Source organism: Priestia sp. FSL R5-0597 (assembly GCF_038006305.1).
GTDB lineage: Bacteria > Bacillota > Bacilli > Bacillales > Bacillaceae_H > Priestia > Priestia zanthoxyli.
Window position 1 is genome coordinate 618,843 of the sequence record NZ_JBBOUZ010000001.1, and the last position, 17,025, is coordinate 635,867.

The following is a 17,025-nucleotide window of genomic DNA, read 5'->3' on the forward strand; positions in this document are numbered from 1 at the left end:
TTATAGATTTCCAGCGACATTTTGGTCATTTACGTCATTGTCTGACGTATTGGTTGAGCTCTGCTGATTCACAACATATAATCCGTCACCTGTATTAAACGAACCTGCGCCAGCAAATGTTTTAGCAGTGGAAATAGGGGCTATTGTATAAACATCTCCAATATGAAAGACGCTGGCTGAACCAACACTGTTAAGATTAACAACACCAACAATGGCAGGCATAGGCAAACACCCTTTTAATTTAGTCTAGTAACAGCATATGAAGCCTAGATAAAAAGGTGATTAATGCTTTTTCCTTATCTATATGCAGAGGAGAAGTAAAACATTAAAAAGAGGAATGGAAATAGTAAACATTGAAGAAAAACTTTTGCGTTCGATATAATGTGAAGGCAATAATGAAATCATGTAAGGTGTGAAAGAATGAAACGTTTTAAAATGAATGCAGCTGATAAAGAACAGCGTATTGAAGCGGCGGATGTATTAAAAGGAATTGCCCTTATCGGTATTTTGCTCATAAACATGCCGAATTTTTATTCGCCTGCTTCGTATTACGACAATAATTTGTTGGACGGTTCAAGAATGAATTATGTTGCTAACGGATTAGTTGATCTAGTTGTAGGGCAGACAGGATACGCGCTGCTTGCTATTTTGTTTGGGTTTGGTTTTATGAAAATGTTCGAGCGTACATATGAAAGACAAATAAGTTTTACTCCTTTTTATGTACGAAGAATGGCGGCTTTGCTTATCGTTGGAGCCATTCATGCTTTATTTATTTGGCATGGTGATATGATTGTGATATACAGCTTTTTTGCTTTGATTATGCTGTTTTTTCAAGAAGCAAAGAAAGAAGTGTTATTAGCGTGGGGAACCGGAATATTTAGTATTTACGCTGTAATTATGACTGTTATTTTAACAGTAGCTGCTTTTGCTAATGAAGGAGAGACAGCGGCAGGAATTTACCAGCCAATTATTGATAAAGCTCTTCAAGTATATGGACACGGAAGTTTTGCATCAATCTTTCATCAGCGCCTGCTTGATTGGTACTACGCTTATAATTTAAATACGGTTCCTTTTATGTTTTTATCACTATTTCCGCTGTTTTTATTAGGCGGCTTTATAGCAAAAAGCGAATGGTTTAAAGAAATAGAAGAATATATAGTTGAGACAAAGTGGATTTGTCTTATTTCATTCATCGTATACGGAGCATCATCTGTATTGCCTTATGCTTTAGATCACAATGTAGCCACATCCTATATTCACGATACAATCGGAGGAACGGCAGGAGCAATTTTTATTGTAACGTTGGTTACATTAGCTATGCGAAGCGTATCTATTCAAAAAGTCATGCAGCCATTTGCTTTTTTGGGAAGAATGATTTTAACTAATTATATTGTCCAGTCTATTGTATGTACATTTCTTTTTTACTCATATGGATTAGGATACTATGGGCATATTTCAATTGTAGAAGGTTTGTCTATTGCGGCGATTATCCTTTCTATTCAACTGCTGGGAAGCTGGATATGGATTAGCCTATTTTTAGATGGGCCCCTTGAAAAACTCATTCGGTATGCTACTTATGGACGAAGTCGCTAAAAATCCTTTTCCTTCCTTTTATTATTGGTGAAGGAAAGGTTTTCATGATATGATATTTTCAGAAAGGACGTGAGATGAATGGCTCCACTACATATTCATGTAACGCTTTGGACATTATTGATTATCTCGTTTGTGGTTTCGTTGATTTTACATCGAGCAGGTAAAGCTAAAGGTCAAAAAATCTTACATATGGTAGCGAGACTTCTATACTTATTAGTATTAGTATCAGGTCTGCATATGTTAGCAGCTTGGTACCATTTTCAAGGCGCAGCGCTCATTAAAGGAATTGCCGGAGTGTTAGTGCTTGTGGGAATGGAAATGGTCCTTGTTCGTACTGAAAAAAGAAAACGTACAGGCGTTGCTTGGGCAGTTCTTGTAATTGCGCTTATCTTAGTATTCTATTACGGATATGTCGTACTAGGATAAGAAAAGAGGATAGGGCAAGAGTATTTTAGTTCAAAGAAAAACCGAAGTATTAATCAGAATTCTGATTAATACTTCGGTTTTTTTTCGTTGTCATGGTGAAAGTAAATTTAATGCGTGTAGGTGCTTCTAGCTGTTGATTGGAGGGCAAGGCGAAGACTCCTGCGGGAAAAGTGGCACAGGTGAGACCCCGCAGGAGCGTAAGCGACGAGGAGGCTCATCGGCCGCCCGCGGAAAGCGAAGCCTTGCACGGAAACCAATAGCGGTTTAAAAGCAATCAATACGAACTCATATATCCAATTTTTTCTTTTTAGATTAGGTTGATGAAGTTATGTCTCAAACTCTTTTCTTTTACTTTAATCTAAAAAAAGATTCATTGAACGTTCTCCATCGTTAACGGTATATTCAAATCGGTCTAGGTATTGCGTGCCTCGTTCGAATAAATGCTGAACGGCACAAATTTTTTCCTCATTGTCATAAATGATAAAATTAGCACCTTTTGTATCACCGTCTGTCGGTAAAAAACATAATGTGTTGTGACAGTAAATACAATCATAAAGAGAGAATTTTAATGAATTTAAGTGCTGAGTGAATGATAAAAAGGTCTCTTTCGGTAGTGATTGAAGAAGCTGTTCGTATGCATAAGGTAGCTTTTTAGTCAGTCTTAGCTTATCTCCATTTCGCAATAAATACGTTCCATCGTGAAGCTTTATTTGACGGTCATCAACCATAATGGCTTTTTCCCAGCGTGTATCAATAAGAAGTTCTAATGTCTCATCCATTACTTCATGAAGCATGGAAGCTTCGTCACTTTCATCTTCAAAGAAAATCCACTGTGAATCAACACATTCAACCGTACCAATCACGAAGGAACGCGGCTGATTGTTCATAGCTTGTTGTTTAGAATAATGATTCATAATCAAACCTCCGTGTGAAATTTATCCATATTTTTTTATTGCCTAAAAAAGCTCTCTTTATAACTGAAAAGTAAAAATAAAATATAAGGACAATTCAACTGTAACTACTGCGTGCATACAATGGCATTATTTCATTCATAAACAAGAGCGTGAAAGAAAGGATGATAAACGATGTGTGGTATAACGGGTTGGGTCGATTTAAAGCGATCGCTTTTAAATGAAACAGCAACAATAACAAAAATGGCTGACACTTTATCGAAAAGAGGTCCTGATGACACCAACGTATGGACACAGCAGCATGTTGCTTTTGGGCACAAACGCTTAGTTGTAGTAGATCCTCAAGGCGGAAGACAGCCGATGACGCGAGAAAAAAATGAACAGCTCTACACGCTTTGCTATAATGGAGAGCTTTACAACACGGAAGATATTCGGAAAGAATTACTAAAAAGAGGTTATCAATTTCAGGGACATTCAGATACGGAAGTACTTCTAACATCTTATATAGAATGGAAAGAATCATGCGTAGATCATTTTAACGGTATCTTTGCTTTTTCGATCTGGGATGAAGCCAATGAAAAGTTATTTATAGCACGCGACAGAATGGGAGTGAAGCCCTTATTCTATCGATCTTATGAAGGTGGAATTCAATTTGCATCAGAATTAAAGGCGATATTAGCTCATCCTGAGGTAAAAGCAGAAGTAGGATTAGATGGATTAGCAGAAGTGTTTGGCTTAGGACCTTCTCGTTCTCCCGGCCACGGCGTATTTAAAGAAATAAATGAATTGCGTCCGGCTCACGCGCTCACGCTTACGCGTAACGGGTTGAAGATTTGGCGATACTGGAACGTAAAAAGTGAGCAGCATACAGATAATTTAGCTGAAACAACAGAAAAAGTTAAATTTTTAGTGCAAGACGCGATTGTAAGACAGCTAGTGTCGGATGTCCCGGTTTGTACATTTTTATCAGGTGGAGTGGACTCAAGCGCCATTACAGCAATTGCTGCAAATGCGTTCAAAGAAAGCGGCAAGGGCTCCCTTCATACGTATTCTATCGACTATGAAGACAATGATAAATTTTTTAAAGCAAATGAGTTTCAGCCAAATTCTGATGGAACTTATATCAAGCTCATGTCCGATACGTTTCAAACAAATCATCATCGCTGCATTATTTCAACGGAGGACCTTGTGCAGCATTTAACAGAGGCTGTAGAGGTGAGAGATCTTCCTGGAATGGCTGATGTAGATTCATCGTTGCTTTGGTTTTGCCGTGAAATCAAACAAGATTTTGTCGTGAGCTTATCAGGAGAATGTGCAGATGAAATTTTTGGAGGATATCCGTGGTTTCACCGAAAACACGATTTGTCTTCGGATACTTTCCCGTGGATGCGCTCATTAGATGCTCGAATTGATTTGCTGCAAAGTTCATGGAGAAAGAAATTACAGTTAGAAGATTATGTACGTGCAAGATATGAAGAAACGTTAAAGGAAGTGCCTGAATTAGAAGGTGAATCGTTAGAAGATGCGCAGCGGAGAAAGCTGTTTTATTTAAATCAGGTTTGGTTTATGACAACTTTATTAGATCGTAAAGATCGTATGAGCATGGGAGCGAGCTTAGAAGTACGCGTACCTTTTGCAGATCATCGCCTTGTGGAATATGCATGGAATATTCCATGGGAGATGAAAATGACGGGCAATAAAGAGAAGGGGATTTTACGCAAAGCGCTTGAAGGAATTTTGCCTCATGACGTTCTTTATCGCAAGAAAAGCCCTTACCCTAAAACGCATAACCCAGCTTATACAAAAGCTGTAACTGTATGGCTTCAATCTCTTTTACAAGATAAACAGTCACCTCTTTATGAATTTTTTGATAAGCAGCAGTTAAAGCATATTATTGATACAGGCGGAGAAGGATTTAAAGCGCCGTGGTTTGGTCAATTAATGACAGGGCCTCAGCTGCTAGCTCATCTAGCTCAAATTCACGTCTGGTTTACTCACAATAATATTCAAATTGTTGAATGACAGGACCCTCTCAGTACAGAGGGTTTTTTTATAAAATCAGTCATCCATTTCTCTTTTTTATACGTTTAAGTAGAGAAGAAGACCGCAGTCTATTTTTGTATAACTTTACATAGATATAAAATAAAAGCTTGAAAGCACCGAATAAAGGGAAAGTGTACTGAAACCCTGGAAAAATGGTACAAACGTCATATTTTCATGGTTTAGTTATTGGTAATTTTATGATTCGAATAAAGACAAGCAGTTTATCGTTGTGTTTAATAATAAAGCTTTGTATAATGTTTGTATAACTATTGTATAAGATTAGGAGTGTATGTATGCAAAAAAACGTAATCGTGATTGGAGCAGGTCCAGGAGGACTAGCGGCAGCAATGCTGTTAGCAAGTCATGGCTATAAAGTAGATGTATATGAAAAGCAAGGATACGTGGGCGGGCGAAATTCAGCGATTAAAATGTCAGGTTATACGTTTGATATGGGTCCTACATTTTTGAGCATGCCACAGATTTTTGAAGAATTATTTCAAGCTGCTAATCGCAATGCGCATGACTATATGGACTTAAAACGTCTAAATCTCATGTATGAGCTTATCTTTGATGATGCACAGATTCAGATGACGGATAACCATAAAAAGATGAAAGAAGAAATCGAACGTTTATACCCAGGAAACGGGGAAGGCTATGAGCGCTTTATGAAAGACACCGAAGCAAAGATGGCGGCTTTGCTGCCTTTATTGCAAGGGCAGATGGATCGTTTTCATCACTATTTAAAGCCTGAAGCAATTCGAGCACTGCCGCATTTATCCTTAGGTAAAACGCTCTATGATGTACTTGGCAAGTATTTCACTGATGAGAAATTGAAATTAGCTTTTACTTTTCAATCGAAGTACTTGGGAATGTCCCCTTGGGAATGTCCAGGAGCCTTTTCTATTTTATCGTTTATGGAACATGCCTACGGTATCTTCCATCCGATAGGAGGAGTAAATCAGCTATCTCAAGCAATGGCAAAAGTAGTGGAAGAACATCAAGGGCACATCCACTTAAACCAAGGTGTTCAAAAACTATGGATTGAAAATAAGAGAGTAAAAGGAATTATTCTAGAAAATGGAGAGCGAATAGGGGCAGACGACGTCATTATCAATGGAGATTTTGCTCATGCCATGACGAATTTAATAGATGAAGGTACGCTTAAAAAATATGCAGTTAAAAAACTTGAAAAGAAAAAATACTCTTGTTCCACTTTTATGATTTATCTAGGCATAGACAAACAGTACAAAGATCTGCCTCATCACACGATTGTGTTCGCTGAAGATTATAAAAAAAATGTAGAAGAGATCACAAAAACGTTAGCTCTTTCAGAAGACCCTTCCATCTACATTCAAAACCCAAGTGTAACAGACCCAACTTTAGCACCAGAAGGAAAGTCTGCTCTTTATATTTTAGCGCCGGTTCCAAATAATTTCAGCGGTGTAAACTGGGATGAAAAACAAAAAGCTTTTCGAGATGCAGTATTAAAAATTGTAGAAAAGAAAACGGGTTTCAAAGATTTAGAGAGTCATATTGAAGTTGAAAAAATCATTTCACCAAAGCAGTGGGAAGAAGACGTGCTGGTCTATAAAGGAGCGACATTTAACCTTGGACATCAGCTCACTCAAATGATGGTACTGCGTCCGCATAATAAATTTGAAGAATTAGAAAATTGCTGGCTAGTTGGAGGAGGAACTCATCCAGGGAGCGGTCTACCAACTATTCTGGAATCATCCCGCATTACGACAAAGCTCATCTTAAAAAGAGACGGACAATTACTGAATGAGCCGTTTAAAACCATGAAGGAAATGGAGAGTGCATTATGAGAACAGCAATTGTTGGAGGCGGAATAGGCGGTTTAATTACCGCTTTGTTATTAAGCAAACGAGGTTTTTCTGTTGATATTTTCGAAAAAGAAAACAAGCTGGGCGGCCGGCTGGCGTTTGTAGAAAAAGACGGTTATAAAATTGATGAAGGTCCCACGATTGTCTTGCTGCCTTTAATGCTTGAACGTATTTTAGATGAAGCGGGCATTTCTGCTTCTCAATATGAACTAATACGCTGTGATCCACTTTATGATATTCATTTTCCAGACGGTACGACCTATACAAAAAAAGCGACTGAAAAAGATCAGTTAGAGGAGATTAGCCGTTTGTTTCCAGGCGAAGAGCAAAACTACCGGCGTTTTATGACTGAATTAAAAAAGCGATTTGAACTAGGAAGTAATGCATTTTTGGAAAAAACATTTGTAAATAAACGAGATTTTTGGACATGGCAAAACATTAAGGCATTAAAAAAAATGAATGCAAATAAATCAATGAGAAAATTTGTTTCAACGTATTTCCATGATGAACGTCTAGTAGATGCCTACTCGCTGCAATCTCTCTATATTGGAGGGAATCCTTATTCGGCACCAGCTATTTATTCCCTTGTTCCTTACAGTGAGCATGCTCATGGCATCTATTACGTAAAAGGGGGATACGCAAGTCTTGTGCCACTTCTTGAAAAGGCGCTGATAGAGCAAGGTGTAAGCATTCATTTGAATAAGGTGGTTCAAGAGCTTTCTATATCAGGAGACAAGACAGAAGGGGTTATTGTTGACGAAAAACTTCACCCATTTGATCAAGTGATTTTAAATGGCGACTTTCCTAATATGGCGAAAATTGCTCAAAAAAAAGAAAAGAAGTATGTGCCTTCGTCCAGCTGTCTGCTGCTTTATCTTGGTTTGAAGAGAAAATATGATCATCACAATGTGCATCAATACTTTATGGGCAATGATTTGGCTAAACATATGGAAGCAGTGTTTAAGCATAAAACGATTCCTGAAGATCCCGCTATTTATACATTTAATCCCTCTGTTATTGATCCATCCCTAGCTCCCGAAGGAAAAAGTGTGCTATATGCACTTGTACCGGTTCCATCAGGTGGCCACATTGATTGGAGCAATCAGCAAGATTTTGTTGATGGAATCATTCGAACTTTGGAAGAAAAAGGGTTTGGGGAGCTGCGTAAAGAAATAGAATGGGTAAAAGTACGCACGCCAAATGATGCTCAAGCATTTGGACTTTACGAAGGCGGAAGCTTTGGTATTGCTCCTGAGCTGTTTCAGTCAGGCGTATTCAGACCTCAGTACCAGCCGTACGAATATAAAAATGTTTTTGCGGTGGGAGCATCTATACATCCAGGCGGAGGCGTGCCAATTGTTATGCAAGGAGCAAAAATGTTGGCTGATCATCTTATTGAACAATCGTCTATTCAAACGGTTGCAAAGCTCTCTTAAGATCTTGTGAAGCCATAAGGAAATGATGGTTTATCCTTTAATAGAGAAAGGGGTCCTATATGATGAACATTTCGTTAGACAAAGCGTACACTCAGTGTGAAGAAATTATTAAAGAAAACTCAAAAACGTTTTACAAAGCTTTTTCCATGCTGCCGTCAAAACAAAGAAAGGCAGTATGGGCGGTATATGCATTTTGCCGTCAAGTCGATGATATTGTAGATGAAGGAAGTAATCCTGAAATAGAGCTGCAGCAATTCGAAGGAGAATTTGCTCGGTTTAAAAATGGAGAACTATTAAACGAAAGCGCCATGTGGGTAGCTCTGCGCAATGTATTTGAACAATATGAAATGAATGTTCAAGCATTTGACGATATGATTACCGGTCAGCGAATGGATTTAGTAAAAAAAGAATACGATACGCTTGATGAAGTGAAAACATACTCCTATCATGTAGCGAGTACGGTAGGGTTAATGCTTTTACCGATTTTAGCTCCAACTACTCATAAAGAATTAGAAGAAGAAGCAGTTGCGTTAGGCATTGCGATGCAGCTGACCAACATTTTAAGAGACGTGGGGGAAGACTTAGAGCGAGGGCGCATTTATTTACCGAAAGACCTTATGAATTCTTACGGATATACGCGCACGCTATTAGAGAACCGGTGGGTCACTTCTGAATTTATAGAAATGTGGGAGCACCTGGCCAAAGAAGCAGAAATGTATTATATAAAAGGGCTTCAGTCGATTCATAAATATCCCGTGGCTTCTCGTTTACCTCTTACAGGAGCGGCGCATTTATACCGAGCAATTCTTGATAAAATTCGAAAAGAACATTATGAAGTATTTACAGAAAAGCATTTTGTCACAAGTCAAGTGAAAAAGCAAATTATGACATCTATTTCTACGGGGTAACGCAAAGGAGCTACTTTTCCTTTGCGTTACTTTTTTTTGAAAAGATATGAAAGCGTTAACTATTATGTAAATAAGAAAAAAGTCTCATTTTTATCACATATTAACTTGAATATTCAGAAAATTACCTATATGATAATATACATAACATTAAATGTTAATAAAACTAACATGAAAGAGGGGTTACAATGAAAAAAGTGGAAGCTATCATTCGTCCAGAAAAATTTCAAGCACTGCGCGTAAAATTAGAGGAAGTAGGAATAAACGGATTAACAGTCTCAGAAGTGGCAGGCTGCGGTCAGCAAAAAGGAGAGCAGGGACTGTTCAGGGGACAAAGTTTTGAAATCAAACTAGTACCTAAAGTCAAGGTAGAAATGATTTTAGAAGCAGAACAAGTTCATGAAGTCATTAAGATCATTCAATCAATTTGTTCTACGAACCAAATAGGCGACGGAAAGGTTTTTGTCTATCCGGTAGAGGATGCTGTACGAATTAGAACAGGAGAAGCAGGTGTAGAGGCTATTTTATAAAAAGAGAGTGTTATTTTAATAGAGGGGGAGTTAAGCGTTGAAAAAGAAAATTAGTGCGGTTTTGTTTATTAGTTTGTTGGCGGCAACACGCGTTAATGCAGCTGATCCAACTGTCGAATCAGTCAGTGCATCAATTGACATGATGTGGGTAATGTTTGGGGCAGTGCTTGTGTTTTTAATGCACGCAGGGTTTGCGATGGTTGAAACAGGCTTCACTCGTTCGAAAAATTCGCTTAATATCTTAATGAAAAATATGCTAACGGTAGCTGTATCTTCCGTATTGTATTTTGTGATTGGTTTTGCCCTTATGTTTGGAAATTCAAAAGGAGGATTTATCGGTTCAAGCGGTTTCTTTTTAAATGGAGAAAGCGATCAAATGAGCTTTTTCGTCTTCCAAATTGTTTTCGCAGCAACGTGCGCTACGATTATTTCAGGAGCGGTAGCGGAACGTATGAAACTATCCAGCTATATGATGCTCACGATTGCTATGGTAGCTGTGATTTATCCAGTTGTAGGTCACTGGGTATGGGGAGGAGGGTGGTTGTCCAAACTAGGCTTCGTAGATTTTGCAGGATCGACAGTTGTTCATTTGACCGGGGCTCTTGGTGCGGCTGTAGCAGTTACTTTTCTAGGAGCACGTCTTGGAAAGTATGGAAGCGATGGAAAAGTCAATGCTATTCAAGGGCATAACATTCCGCTTGGCGCATTAGGTGTATTTATCCTCTGGTTTGGCTGGTTTGGATTTAATGGAGGAAGTACATTAGCAGCCGATCCTGCTCTTGTCCCGGGAATCATTGCAACAACATTAATGTCTGGGTCATGCGGAGTCCTGTCTTCTGCTTTATACACAAAGTTTCGCTACAAACGTATTGATGCTAGCTTAACATTAAACGGTGCCTTAGCTGGACTTGTAGGGATTACAGCTGGAACAGCAAACGTATCGATCCCGGGCGCGATCGTCATTGGGCTGATTGCAGGAATTATTCTAGTAGAAGCTGTGCATTTTATCGATAGCAAAATGAAGTTAGACGATCCAGTTGGCGCTATTACTGTTCATGGAATTTGCGGTATTTGGGGGACGTTAGCAGTGGGGCTGTTTGATACAGCTAACGGTTTATTTTATGGTGGCGGCGTACAGCTATTAGGTATTCAAGCTCTTGGAATTATAGCTGTGATGGGCTGGACAATTGGAACGGTTGGGTTATTCTTATTTGTTCTCACGCGTTTTTCTTCCATTCGAGTATCAAGCGAAGAAGAAATTGCTGGTTTAGATTTTGCTGAACACGGTTCATCCGCATACGAATTTCGTGAAAGTTTTGTAGCGACAGGAGACGGCAATCTTCATCCTGAATTTGGTGTTGGATTGATTGATCGATTAAATAAAGTGGGTAAAGTATCGGATAAACCTCATATATCGAACGTAAATGAGACGATATAGCAGTATATAGATAGAAAAAAGTGATTAAAAGTAAAAACTTTTAATCACTTTTTTTGTTTTTATCAACTTATTTAACAATAATGTAAGCGTTAACGTTATAATGGAAACAAAAGTGAGTTTGAAACAGTTCGTCTATAGGAGGGGAATAGATGAAATGGAAAAGGACAAGTATGCTACTTATACTATTATTGCTTTTTGGAAGCAGCGCCTCAGCGCAAGATCATAAAGATATACGTGATGAGGTGATATACTCATTGATGATTAACCGTTTTTATAACGGAAGTGAACAGAATGATCGAAATGTTAACTATGAACGCTCAGATGCCTATTATGGAGGCGATTTACAGGGAGTAGCACAAAAGTTAGACTATATTCAAGAGATGGGATTTACCGCTGTTTTATTGACTCCTTTTATGGAAAATGATGAGACAGGCTATCATGGATATGCGGTGACCGACCATTATAAAATAGACGATCATTTTGGAACGTTAAAAGACTTACAAAATCTTGTGAAGAAAGCACATGAGCGCAATATAAAAATTATGGTCGAATTTCCTTTGACAATCAGTAACAATCATACCTGGATAGCAGATAAAGGAAAACAAACATGGATAAGTAATGAATCCGGTACGGATAACGAAGTAATTAAAGCATTGCCTCACCTTAACTTAAAAGAAAGCGCCGTGCAGAAATACCTTATTAAAAATGCTGCCTGGTGGAGCAAACAAACAGATATTGACGGATATTACGTTAAAGATATCGATCAAGCTCCTTCTGCATTTATTTCATCTTTTTCTCAGACGTTAAAAAGCATGGATCCTTCCTTTCTATTAATAGGAGAAATAAACGGGCATTCATTAAAAAAAAGTGAGCAGGCTGATTCATTAGGAATGGATTTGCTTGTAGATAGAACGCTAGCCGAAGCCACTGCTGCTACGTTTAGCGGTACTAATCGTCCGCAGAAAATGTTGTATGACAAGTGGGAAAAAGGAAGTAATTTGCCTTTAGCCAATTTTTTAGATGATGTTCATAGCACACGTTTTACAGCAAAAGCATTAAAGAGTGAAAACCATCCTGGAGCCCGAACAAAGCAAGGGCTTTCCTACCTTTATACTTCGCCGAGTGTACCGATCGTTTTTTATGGAACAGAAATTGCGCTGAATGGGGGAAAGGGAGCAGAAAATTATGGCATGATGAATTTTTTAGCTAATCCCGATATTATAGATCATTTAAAAAAACTGGCTGAACTTAGAGCAAAATCGCCTTCTCTTCGAAAAGGAAGCTTTACCCTTGTGTCTGAGCAAAAAGGTGTGGCCGTATACAAGAGAAGGTATAAGGACGAAACGACGTTTGTTGTGATTAATAATACAAAGGAAACGTCGGCCATTAATGTACCGCTTAAAAAAGTTGGAAAAGAAAATGAATTAAGAGGGTTAATAACGGAAGGAATTATACGACCAGTTGACGATGTATACAACATTTCATTGGAGCCTGAGACGACAAATGTATATAAAGTAGTGAAAAATTCAGGGGTTAATATTGGATATATCGCAGCGGTTGCCGCTGTTTATACGGGATTCGGCATCTTTTTGTACAAAGCATCGTCAAAAAGAAGAAAAGAAAAGAAAATTTCTCAATCTCATAAAAAGGACAGCGCGTCGTAGTTGTCAAACTATATTGGATAAGTAGTAATGAAGAAAACATAATTAAGAGGTGGAATTATGGGTGTAACAATAAAAGATGTGGCAAATTTAGCAAATGTAGCTCCTTCGACGGTATCTCGCGTCATTGCAGACAGCTCAAGAATTAGTGAAAAAACAAAACAGCGCGTGCGATCGGCTATGAAAGAACTTGGTTATCACCCAAATATTATTGCGCGAAGTCTAGCAAATCAAACGACAGAGGCAGTCGGCCTAGTGATGCCGAGCTCAGCAGACAAGGTGTTTCAAAATCCATTCTTCCCAGAAGTGCTAAGAGGAATCAGCACCGGAGCTCACGAAAACAAAAGAGCGATTTATATGTCCACTGGAGAAACGGAAGAAGAGATTTTTGCAGAAGTTGTTCAAATGGTACAGGGAAGACGAGTGGATGGATTAATTTTGCTGTACTCCAAAGTTGATGATCAAGTACTTTCTTATTTGCAAGAACAGAGCGTTCCGTTTGTAGTTATTGGAAAGCCGTTTAAGCATAGTGAAAGCATCACGTTTGTTGATAACGACAATTTTAAAGCTGGAAAAGAAGCGACGGAATATTTAATTGAATCTGGTCATGAGCGTATTGCTTTTATTGGTGGAAGTCTTGAATTAGTCGTTACCATTGACCGTTTAACAGGCTATGATAAAGCGATTCAAAAAGCAAACATTCCTTACCGGGATGAGTATGTGATTCATGAAGAATTTCTACAGAAGGGAGGAAAAGAAGCTGTTTGCGAACTTTTATCTCTAAAAGAACGTCCAACGGCTCTAGTAGTAGCAGATGACCTAATGGCATTAGGCGTTTTAAATACATTGGATGAAATGGGAATTTCGGTTCCTGAAGACATCTCTATTGTCAGTTTTAATAATGTCTTAATCGCTGAAATGGCTAGACCAGCTCTTACATCAATTGATATTAATATTTTTGAACTTGGTTATCAGGCTGTAAGCTGCTTGATTAAGCAGATTGAAACGCCATATGCTGTTGCAGAACAAGTGCGCGTTCCTCACAAAATGATTAAAAGACAGTCCTGCAAAACCATTCAAATGACGAAAAGATAACGTAATACACAAATAGAAAGAGGCTGAGACAAAAGTAGTGTAGTTGAAGGAAGATCCGAACGAGTTTGATTCTTGATGGAGAATCAAACTCGTTCGGATTTTTTCGTTTTTAGATTGAATTGATTTAGGTATGTCTCAACATCCTCTTTACGCAAAAAAAATTGGCATTTTAAGCGCCAAAAAAATATACATATGCCAATTATTTTTTCTTTTATCAAAAAGAAAGAATGATATTAGTAGTGAAAGCCTTGATGATAAAGAGGCTGTAAAGTTTTATTAAAAGTTGGCACGCTATTTGCATAACTATAAAGTAAACAAAGATTTGCATACTAGGAGGCATATATCATGGTAGTTTCTTATTCTCATGAACCATTTACAAATTTTAAGGACGAAAACAATAAACAGGTATTTCAAGAAGCATTAACATATGTGAATACACAGCTTGGCAAGACGTATCCACTTGTAATCAACGGTGAAAAAGTGGAGACCGAAGAGAAAATTACGTCTGTTAACCCAGCAAACATAAAAGAAGTAATTGGATATGTATCTACAGTAAATAAAGATCTAGCAGAGCAAGCAATACAGTCAGCTCTAAAAGCTTTTGAAACGTGGAAAAAGTGGAAAGTAGAACACCGAGCAGATATTCTTTTCCGCGCAGCGGCCATCATTCGTCGAAGAAAGCATGAATTTTCTAGTTATCTTGTAAAAGAAGCAGGAAAGCCTTGGAACGAAGCAGATGCTGATACAGCAGAAGCAATTGATTTTTTAGAGTACTATGCACGTCAAGTCCTGACATTAAAAGACGGTTCCCCAGTACAGAGCCGAGACGGTGAGTATAATCAGTACAATTATATTCCGCTTGGCGTAGGTATTATTATTTCACCATTTAACTTCCCGTTAGCTATTATGGCTGGAACCGCAGTAGCAGCTATTGTAACCGGAAATACGATTTTATTAAAACCAGCTGATGCCACTCCTGTAGTAGCAGCGAAATTTGTAGAAGTAATGGAAGAAGCAGGATTACCAAAAGGCGTATTAAACTTTATTCCTGGTGCTACACCTGAAATTGGTGACTACTTAGTGGAACATCCAAAAACACGCTTTGTTTCATTTACCGGCTCGCGTGCAGTGGGTTGCCGCATTTACGAAAGAGCAGCAAAAGTACAGCCGGGGCAAAAATGGCTAAAACGTGTTATAGCTGAAATGGGCGGAAAAGACACGGTGGTTGTAGACAAAGATGCTGATCTTGATTTAGCAGCTTCTTCAATCGTATATTCTGCATTTGGTTTTGCAGGGCAAAAGTGCTCCGCAGGTTCTCGTGCTGTTGTGCATCAAGATGTATATGATGAAGTGCTTGAAAAAGCAGTTGCGCTAACAAAAACATTAACTGTTGGCAACCCGGAAGAAGTTTCGACTTATATGGGACCTGTTATTCACGAGGCTTCGTACAATAAAGTATTATCGTATATTGAAATTGGAAAAGAAGAAGGGCGTCTCGTTGCGGGAGGAGAAGCAGACAATTCAACTGGATACTTTATTCAGCCAACTATTTTTGCGGATGTAGATGAAAAAGCTCGTCTCATGCAAGAAGAAATTTTTGGTCCGGTAGTAGCATTCTCTAAAGCGCGAGATTTTGATCATATGATGGAGATTGCAAACAATACAGAATATGCATTAACAGGCGCTTTATTATCAAATAACCGCGAGCATATTGAACGCGCCCGTGAAGAGTTCCATGTTGGAAACCTGTATTTTAACAGAGGATGTACAGGAGCGATTGTAGGATACCAGCCTTTTGGCGGATTTAATATGTCAGGAACGGATTCAAAAGCAGGGGGACCGGATTATCTAGTTCTTCACATGCAAGCAAAAACAACATCTGAAACATTTTAATTGGAAAATAAGGAGGAATAAATATGACAACTGAAACACAAAAAACGGTGAAAATTATTGAGCAAACAGAAAAGTTTGGGGCACATAACTATCATCCGCTGCCGATTGTAATTGAAAAAGCAGAAGGCGTATGGGTACACGATCCAGAAAATAATAAATATATGGATATGCTAAGCGCGTATTCCGCTGTTAACCAAGGACATCGTCATCCGAAAATTATTGAAGCATTAAAACGTCAAGCTGATAAAGTAACGTTAACGTCACGAGCGTTTCATAATGATCAGCTTGGTCCATGGTATGAAAAGATTTGTAAATTAACAAATAAAAATATGGCTCTTCCAATGAATACGGGAGCAGAAGCGGTTGAAACAGCCATTAAAGCTGCACGCCGCTGGGCTTACGATGTGAAAGGTGTTGCTGAAAATCAAGCACAAATCATCGCATGTGTGGGCAACTTCCACGGTCGTACAATGACAGCTGTTTCATTATCATCTGAAGCAGAATATCAACGTGGTTTTGGACCGATGCTTCCAGGACTTCAAACGATTCCTTACGGTGATTTAGAAGCGTTAAAAGCTGCTATTACACCAAATACGGCCGCATTTTTAATTGAGCCAATTCAAGGCGAAGCAGGTATCGTTTTACCTCCAGAAGGCTTCTTAAAAGCTGCAGCTGACTTATGTAAAGAAAACAATGTGCTATTTATTGCTGACGAAATCCAAGTCGGCTTAGCGCGTACAGGCAAGATGTTTGCTTGTGATTGGGAAGACGTAGAACCAGATATGCTGATTTTAGGTAAAGCGCTTGGAGGAGGAGTTTTCCCTATTTCTTGCGTAGTCGCTAACGAAGACATTTTAAGTGTCTTTAACCCTGGCTCTCATGGTTCAACATTTGGAGGAAACCCGCTTGCTTGTGCCGTATCATTAGCTGCTTTGGAAGTAATTGAAGATGAAGAACTTCCAGCGCGTTCATTAGAATTAGGTTCTTATTTCAAGCAGAAGCTCCAAAGCTTAAGCAATCCAGTTGTGAAAGAAGTGCGCGGCCGAGGCCTGTTCATCGGGGTAGAATTACACGAAGAGGCTCGTCCTTATTGTGAAAAATTAAAAGACCAAGGTTTGCTTTGTAAAGAAACGCATAGTACGGTTATTCGTTTTGCTCCGCCCCTAACGATTTCAAAAGAAGAGTTGGACTGGGCAATTGAACGAATTGAAAAAGTATTTGCTGAGTAATCGGTTTAAAATAAATAAAAA

Annotated in this window: 15 protein-coding genes; 13 read left to right on the plus strand and 2 right to left on the minus strand. The window is 38.6% G+C overall.

Features of this window, described 5'->3' with window-relative positions; translation table 11 throughout:
- Nucleotides 1-222, minus strand: coding sequence for a spore germination protein (locus MKX72_RS03310; protein WP_013055358.1), 222 nt, complete (start codon nucleotides 220-222; stop codon nucleotides 1-3).
- 198 nt (nucleotides 223-420) lie between these two features.
- Between MKX72_RS03310 and MKX72_RS03315 the strand changes: the two genes are divergently transcribed.
- The 3 genes from MKX72_RS03315 (at nucleotide 421) to MKX72_RS03325 (ending at nucleotide 2,287) form a co-directional block, all read left to right on the plus strand.
- On the plus strand, nucleotides 421-1,593 hold the full coding sequence (locus MKX72_RS03315; RefSeq protein WP_098625742.1) for a DUF418 domain-containing protein: 1,173 nt from the start codon (nucleotides 421-423) through the stop codon (nucleotides 1,591-1,593).
- A 78-nt stretch (nucleotides 1,594-1,671) separates the two neighbouring features.
- Nucleotides 1,672-2,019, plus strand: coding sequence for a DUF1516 family protein (locus MKX72_RS03320; RefSeq protein WP_013055360.1), 348 nt, complete (start codon nucleotides 1,672-1,674; stop codon nucleotides 2,017-2,019).
- A 133-nt stretch (nucleotides 2,020-2,152) separates the two neighbouring features.
- Nucleotides 2,153-2,287: a hypothetical protein gene (locus tag MKX72_RS03325; RefSeq protein ID WP_255293414.1), complete on the plus strand. Its 135-nt coding sequence runs from the start codon at nucleotides 2,153-2,155 to the stop codon at nucleotides 2,285-2,287.
- 85 nt (nucleotides 2,288-2,372) lie between these two features.
- Here MKX72_RS03325 and MKX72_RS03330 read toward each other — a convergent pair whose 3' ends face one another.
- The gene (locus MKX72_RS03330) at nucleotides 2,373-2,933 is read right to left on the minus strand and encodes a DUF2777 domain-containing protein (RefSeq protein ID WP_028412409.1); all 561 of its coding nucleotides are present in this window, start codon (nucleotides 2,931-2,933) and stop codon (nucleotides 2,373-2,375) included.
- Between the two features lie 171 nt (nucleotides 2,934-3,104).
- On the opposite strand from MKX72_RS03330, the gene asnB reads away from it, so the two are divergent.
- The 10 genes from asnB (at nucleotide 3,105) to MKX72_RS03380 (ending at nucleotide 17,004) form a co-directional block, all read left to right on the plus strand.
- On the plus strand, nucleotides 3,105-4,952 hold the full coding sequence (gene asnB, locus MKX72_RS03335) for an asparagine synthase (glutamine-hydrolyzing) (RefSeq protein ID WP_098113554.1): 1,848 nt from the start codon (nucleotides 3,105-3,107) through the stop codon (nucleotides 4,950-4,952).
- Between the two features lie 314 nt (nucleotides 4,953-5,266).
- Complete coding sequence (locus MKX72_RS03340; protein WP_034267744.1) at nucleotides 5,267-6,799, plus strand: phytoene desaturase family protein; 1,533 nt, start codon at nucleotides 5,267-5,269, stop codon at nucleotides 6,797-6,799.
- Nucleotides 6,796-8,253, plus strand: a complete 1,458-nt coding sequence (locus MKX72_RS03345; protein WP_028412406.1) for a phytoene desaturase family protein — start codon at nucleotides 6,796-6,798, stop codon at nucleotides 8,251-8,253. Before MKX72_RS03340 ends, MKX72_RS03345 begins: the two co-directional genes overlap by 4 nt.
- A gap of 59 nt (nucleotides 8,254-8,312) precedes the next feature.
- Nucleotides 8,313-9,161 (plus strand): phytoene/squalene synthase family protein, encoded by an 849-nt coding sequence (locus MKX72_RS03350; protein ID WP_034267741.1) that lies wholly within the window; start codon nucleotides 8,313-8,315, stop codon nucleotides 9,159-9,161.
- Between the two features lie 185 nt (nucleotides 9,162-9,346).
- Nucleotides 9,347-9,688, plus strand: coding sequence for a P-II family nitrogen regulator (locus MKX72_RS03355; RefSeq protein WP_098113552.1), 342 nt, complete (start codon nucleotides 9,347-9,349; stop codon nucleotides 9,686-9,688).
- Nucleotides 9,689-9,725: 37 nt separating this feature from the next.
- Nucleotides 9,726-11,126 carry an ammonium transporter gene (locus MKX72_RS03360; RefSeq protein WP_034327384.1) on the plus strand — a complete coding sequence of 467 codons (1,401 nt, stop codon included), beginning with the start codon at nucleotides 9,726-9,728 and terminating at the stop codon, nucleotides 11,124-11,126.
- Between the two features lie 149 nt (nucleotides 11,127-11,275).
- Nucleotides 11,276-12,790: an alpha-amylase family glycosyl hydrolase gene (locus tag MKX72_RS03365; RefSeq protein ID WP_098113550.1), complete on the plus strand. Its 1,515-nt coding sequence runs from the start codon at nucleotides 11,276-11,278 to the stop codon at nucleotides 12,788-12,790.
- A 57-nt stretch (nucleotides 12,791-12,847) separates the two neighbouring features.
- Nucleotides 12,848-13,882 (plus strand): LacI family DNA-binding transcriptional regulator, encoded by a 1,035-nt coding sequence (locus tag MKX72_RS03370; protein ID WP_028412401.1) that lies wholly within the window; start codon nucleotides 12,848-12,850, stop codon nucleotides 13,880-13,882.
- A 345-nt stretch (nucleotides 13,883-14,227) separates the two neighbouring features.
- Entirely contained in the window at nucleotides 14,228-15,775 is a 1,548-nt protein-coding gene (gene pruA, locus MKX72_RS03375) for an L-glutamate gamma-semialdehyde dehydrogenase (protein WP_098113549.1), read from the plus strand.
- A gap of 23 nt (nucleotides 15,776-15,798) precedes the next feature.
- Complete coding sequence (locus MKX72_RS03380) at nucleotides 15,799-17,004, plus strand: ornithine--oxo-acid transaminase (protein ID WP_155008540.1); 1,206 nt, start codon at nucleotides 15,799-15,801, stop codon at nucleotides 17,002-17,004.
- Nucleotides 17,005-17,025 lie beyond the last annotated feature (21 nt).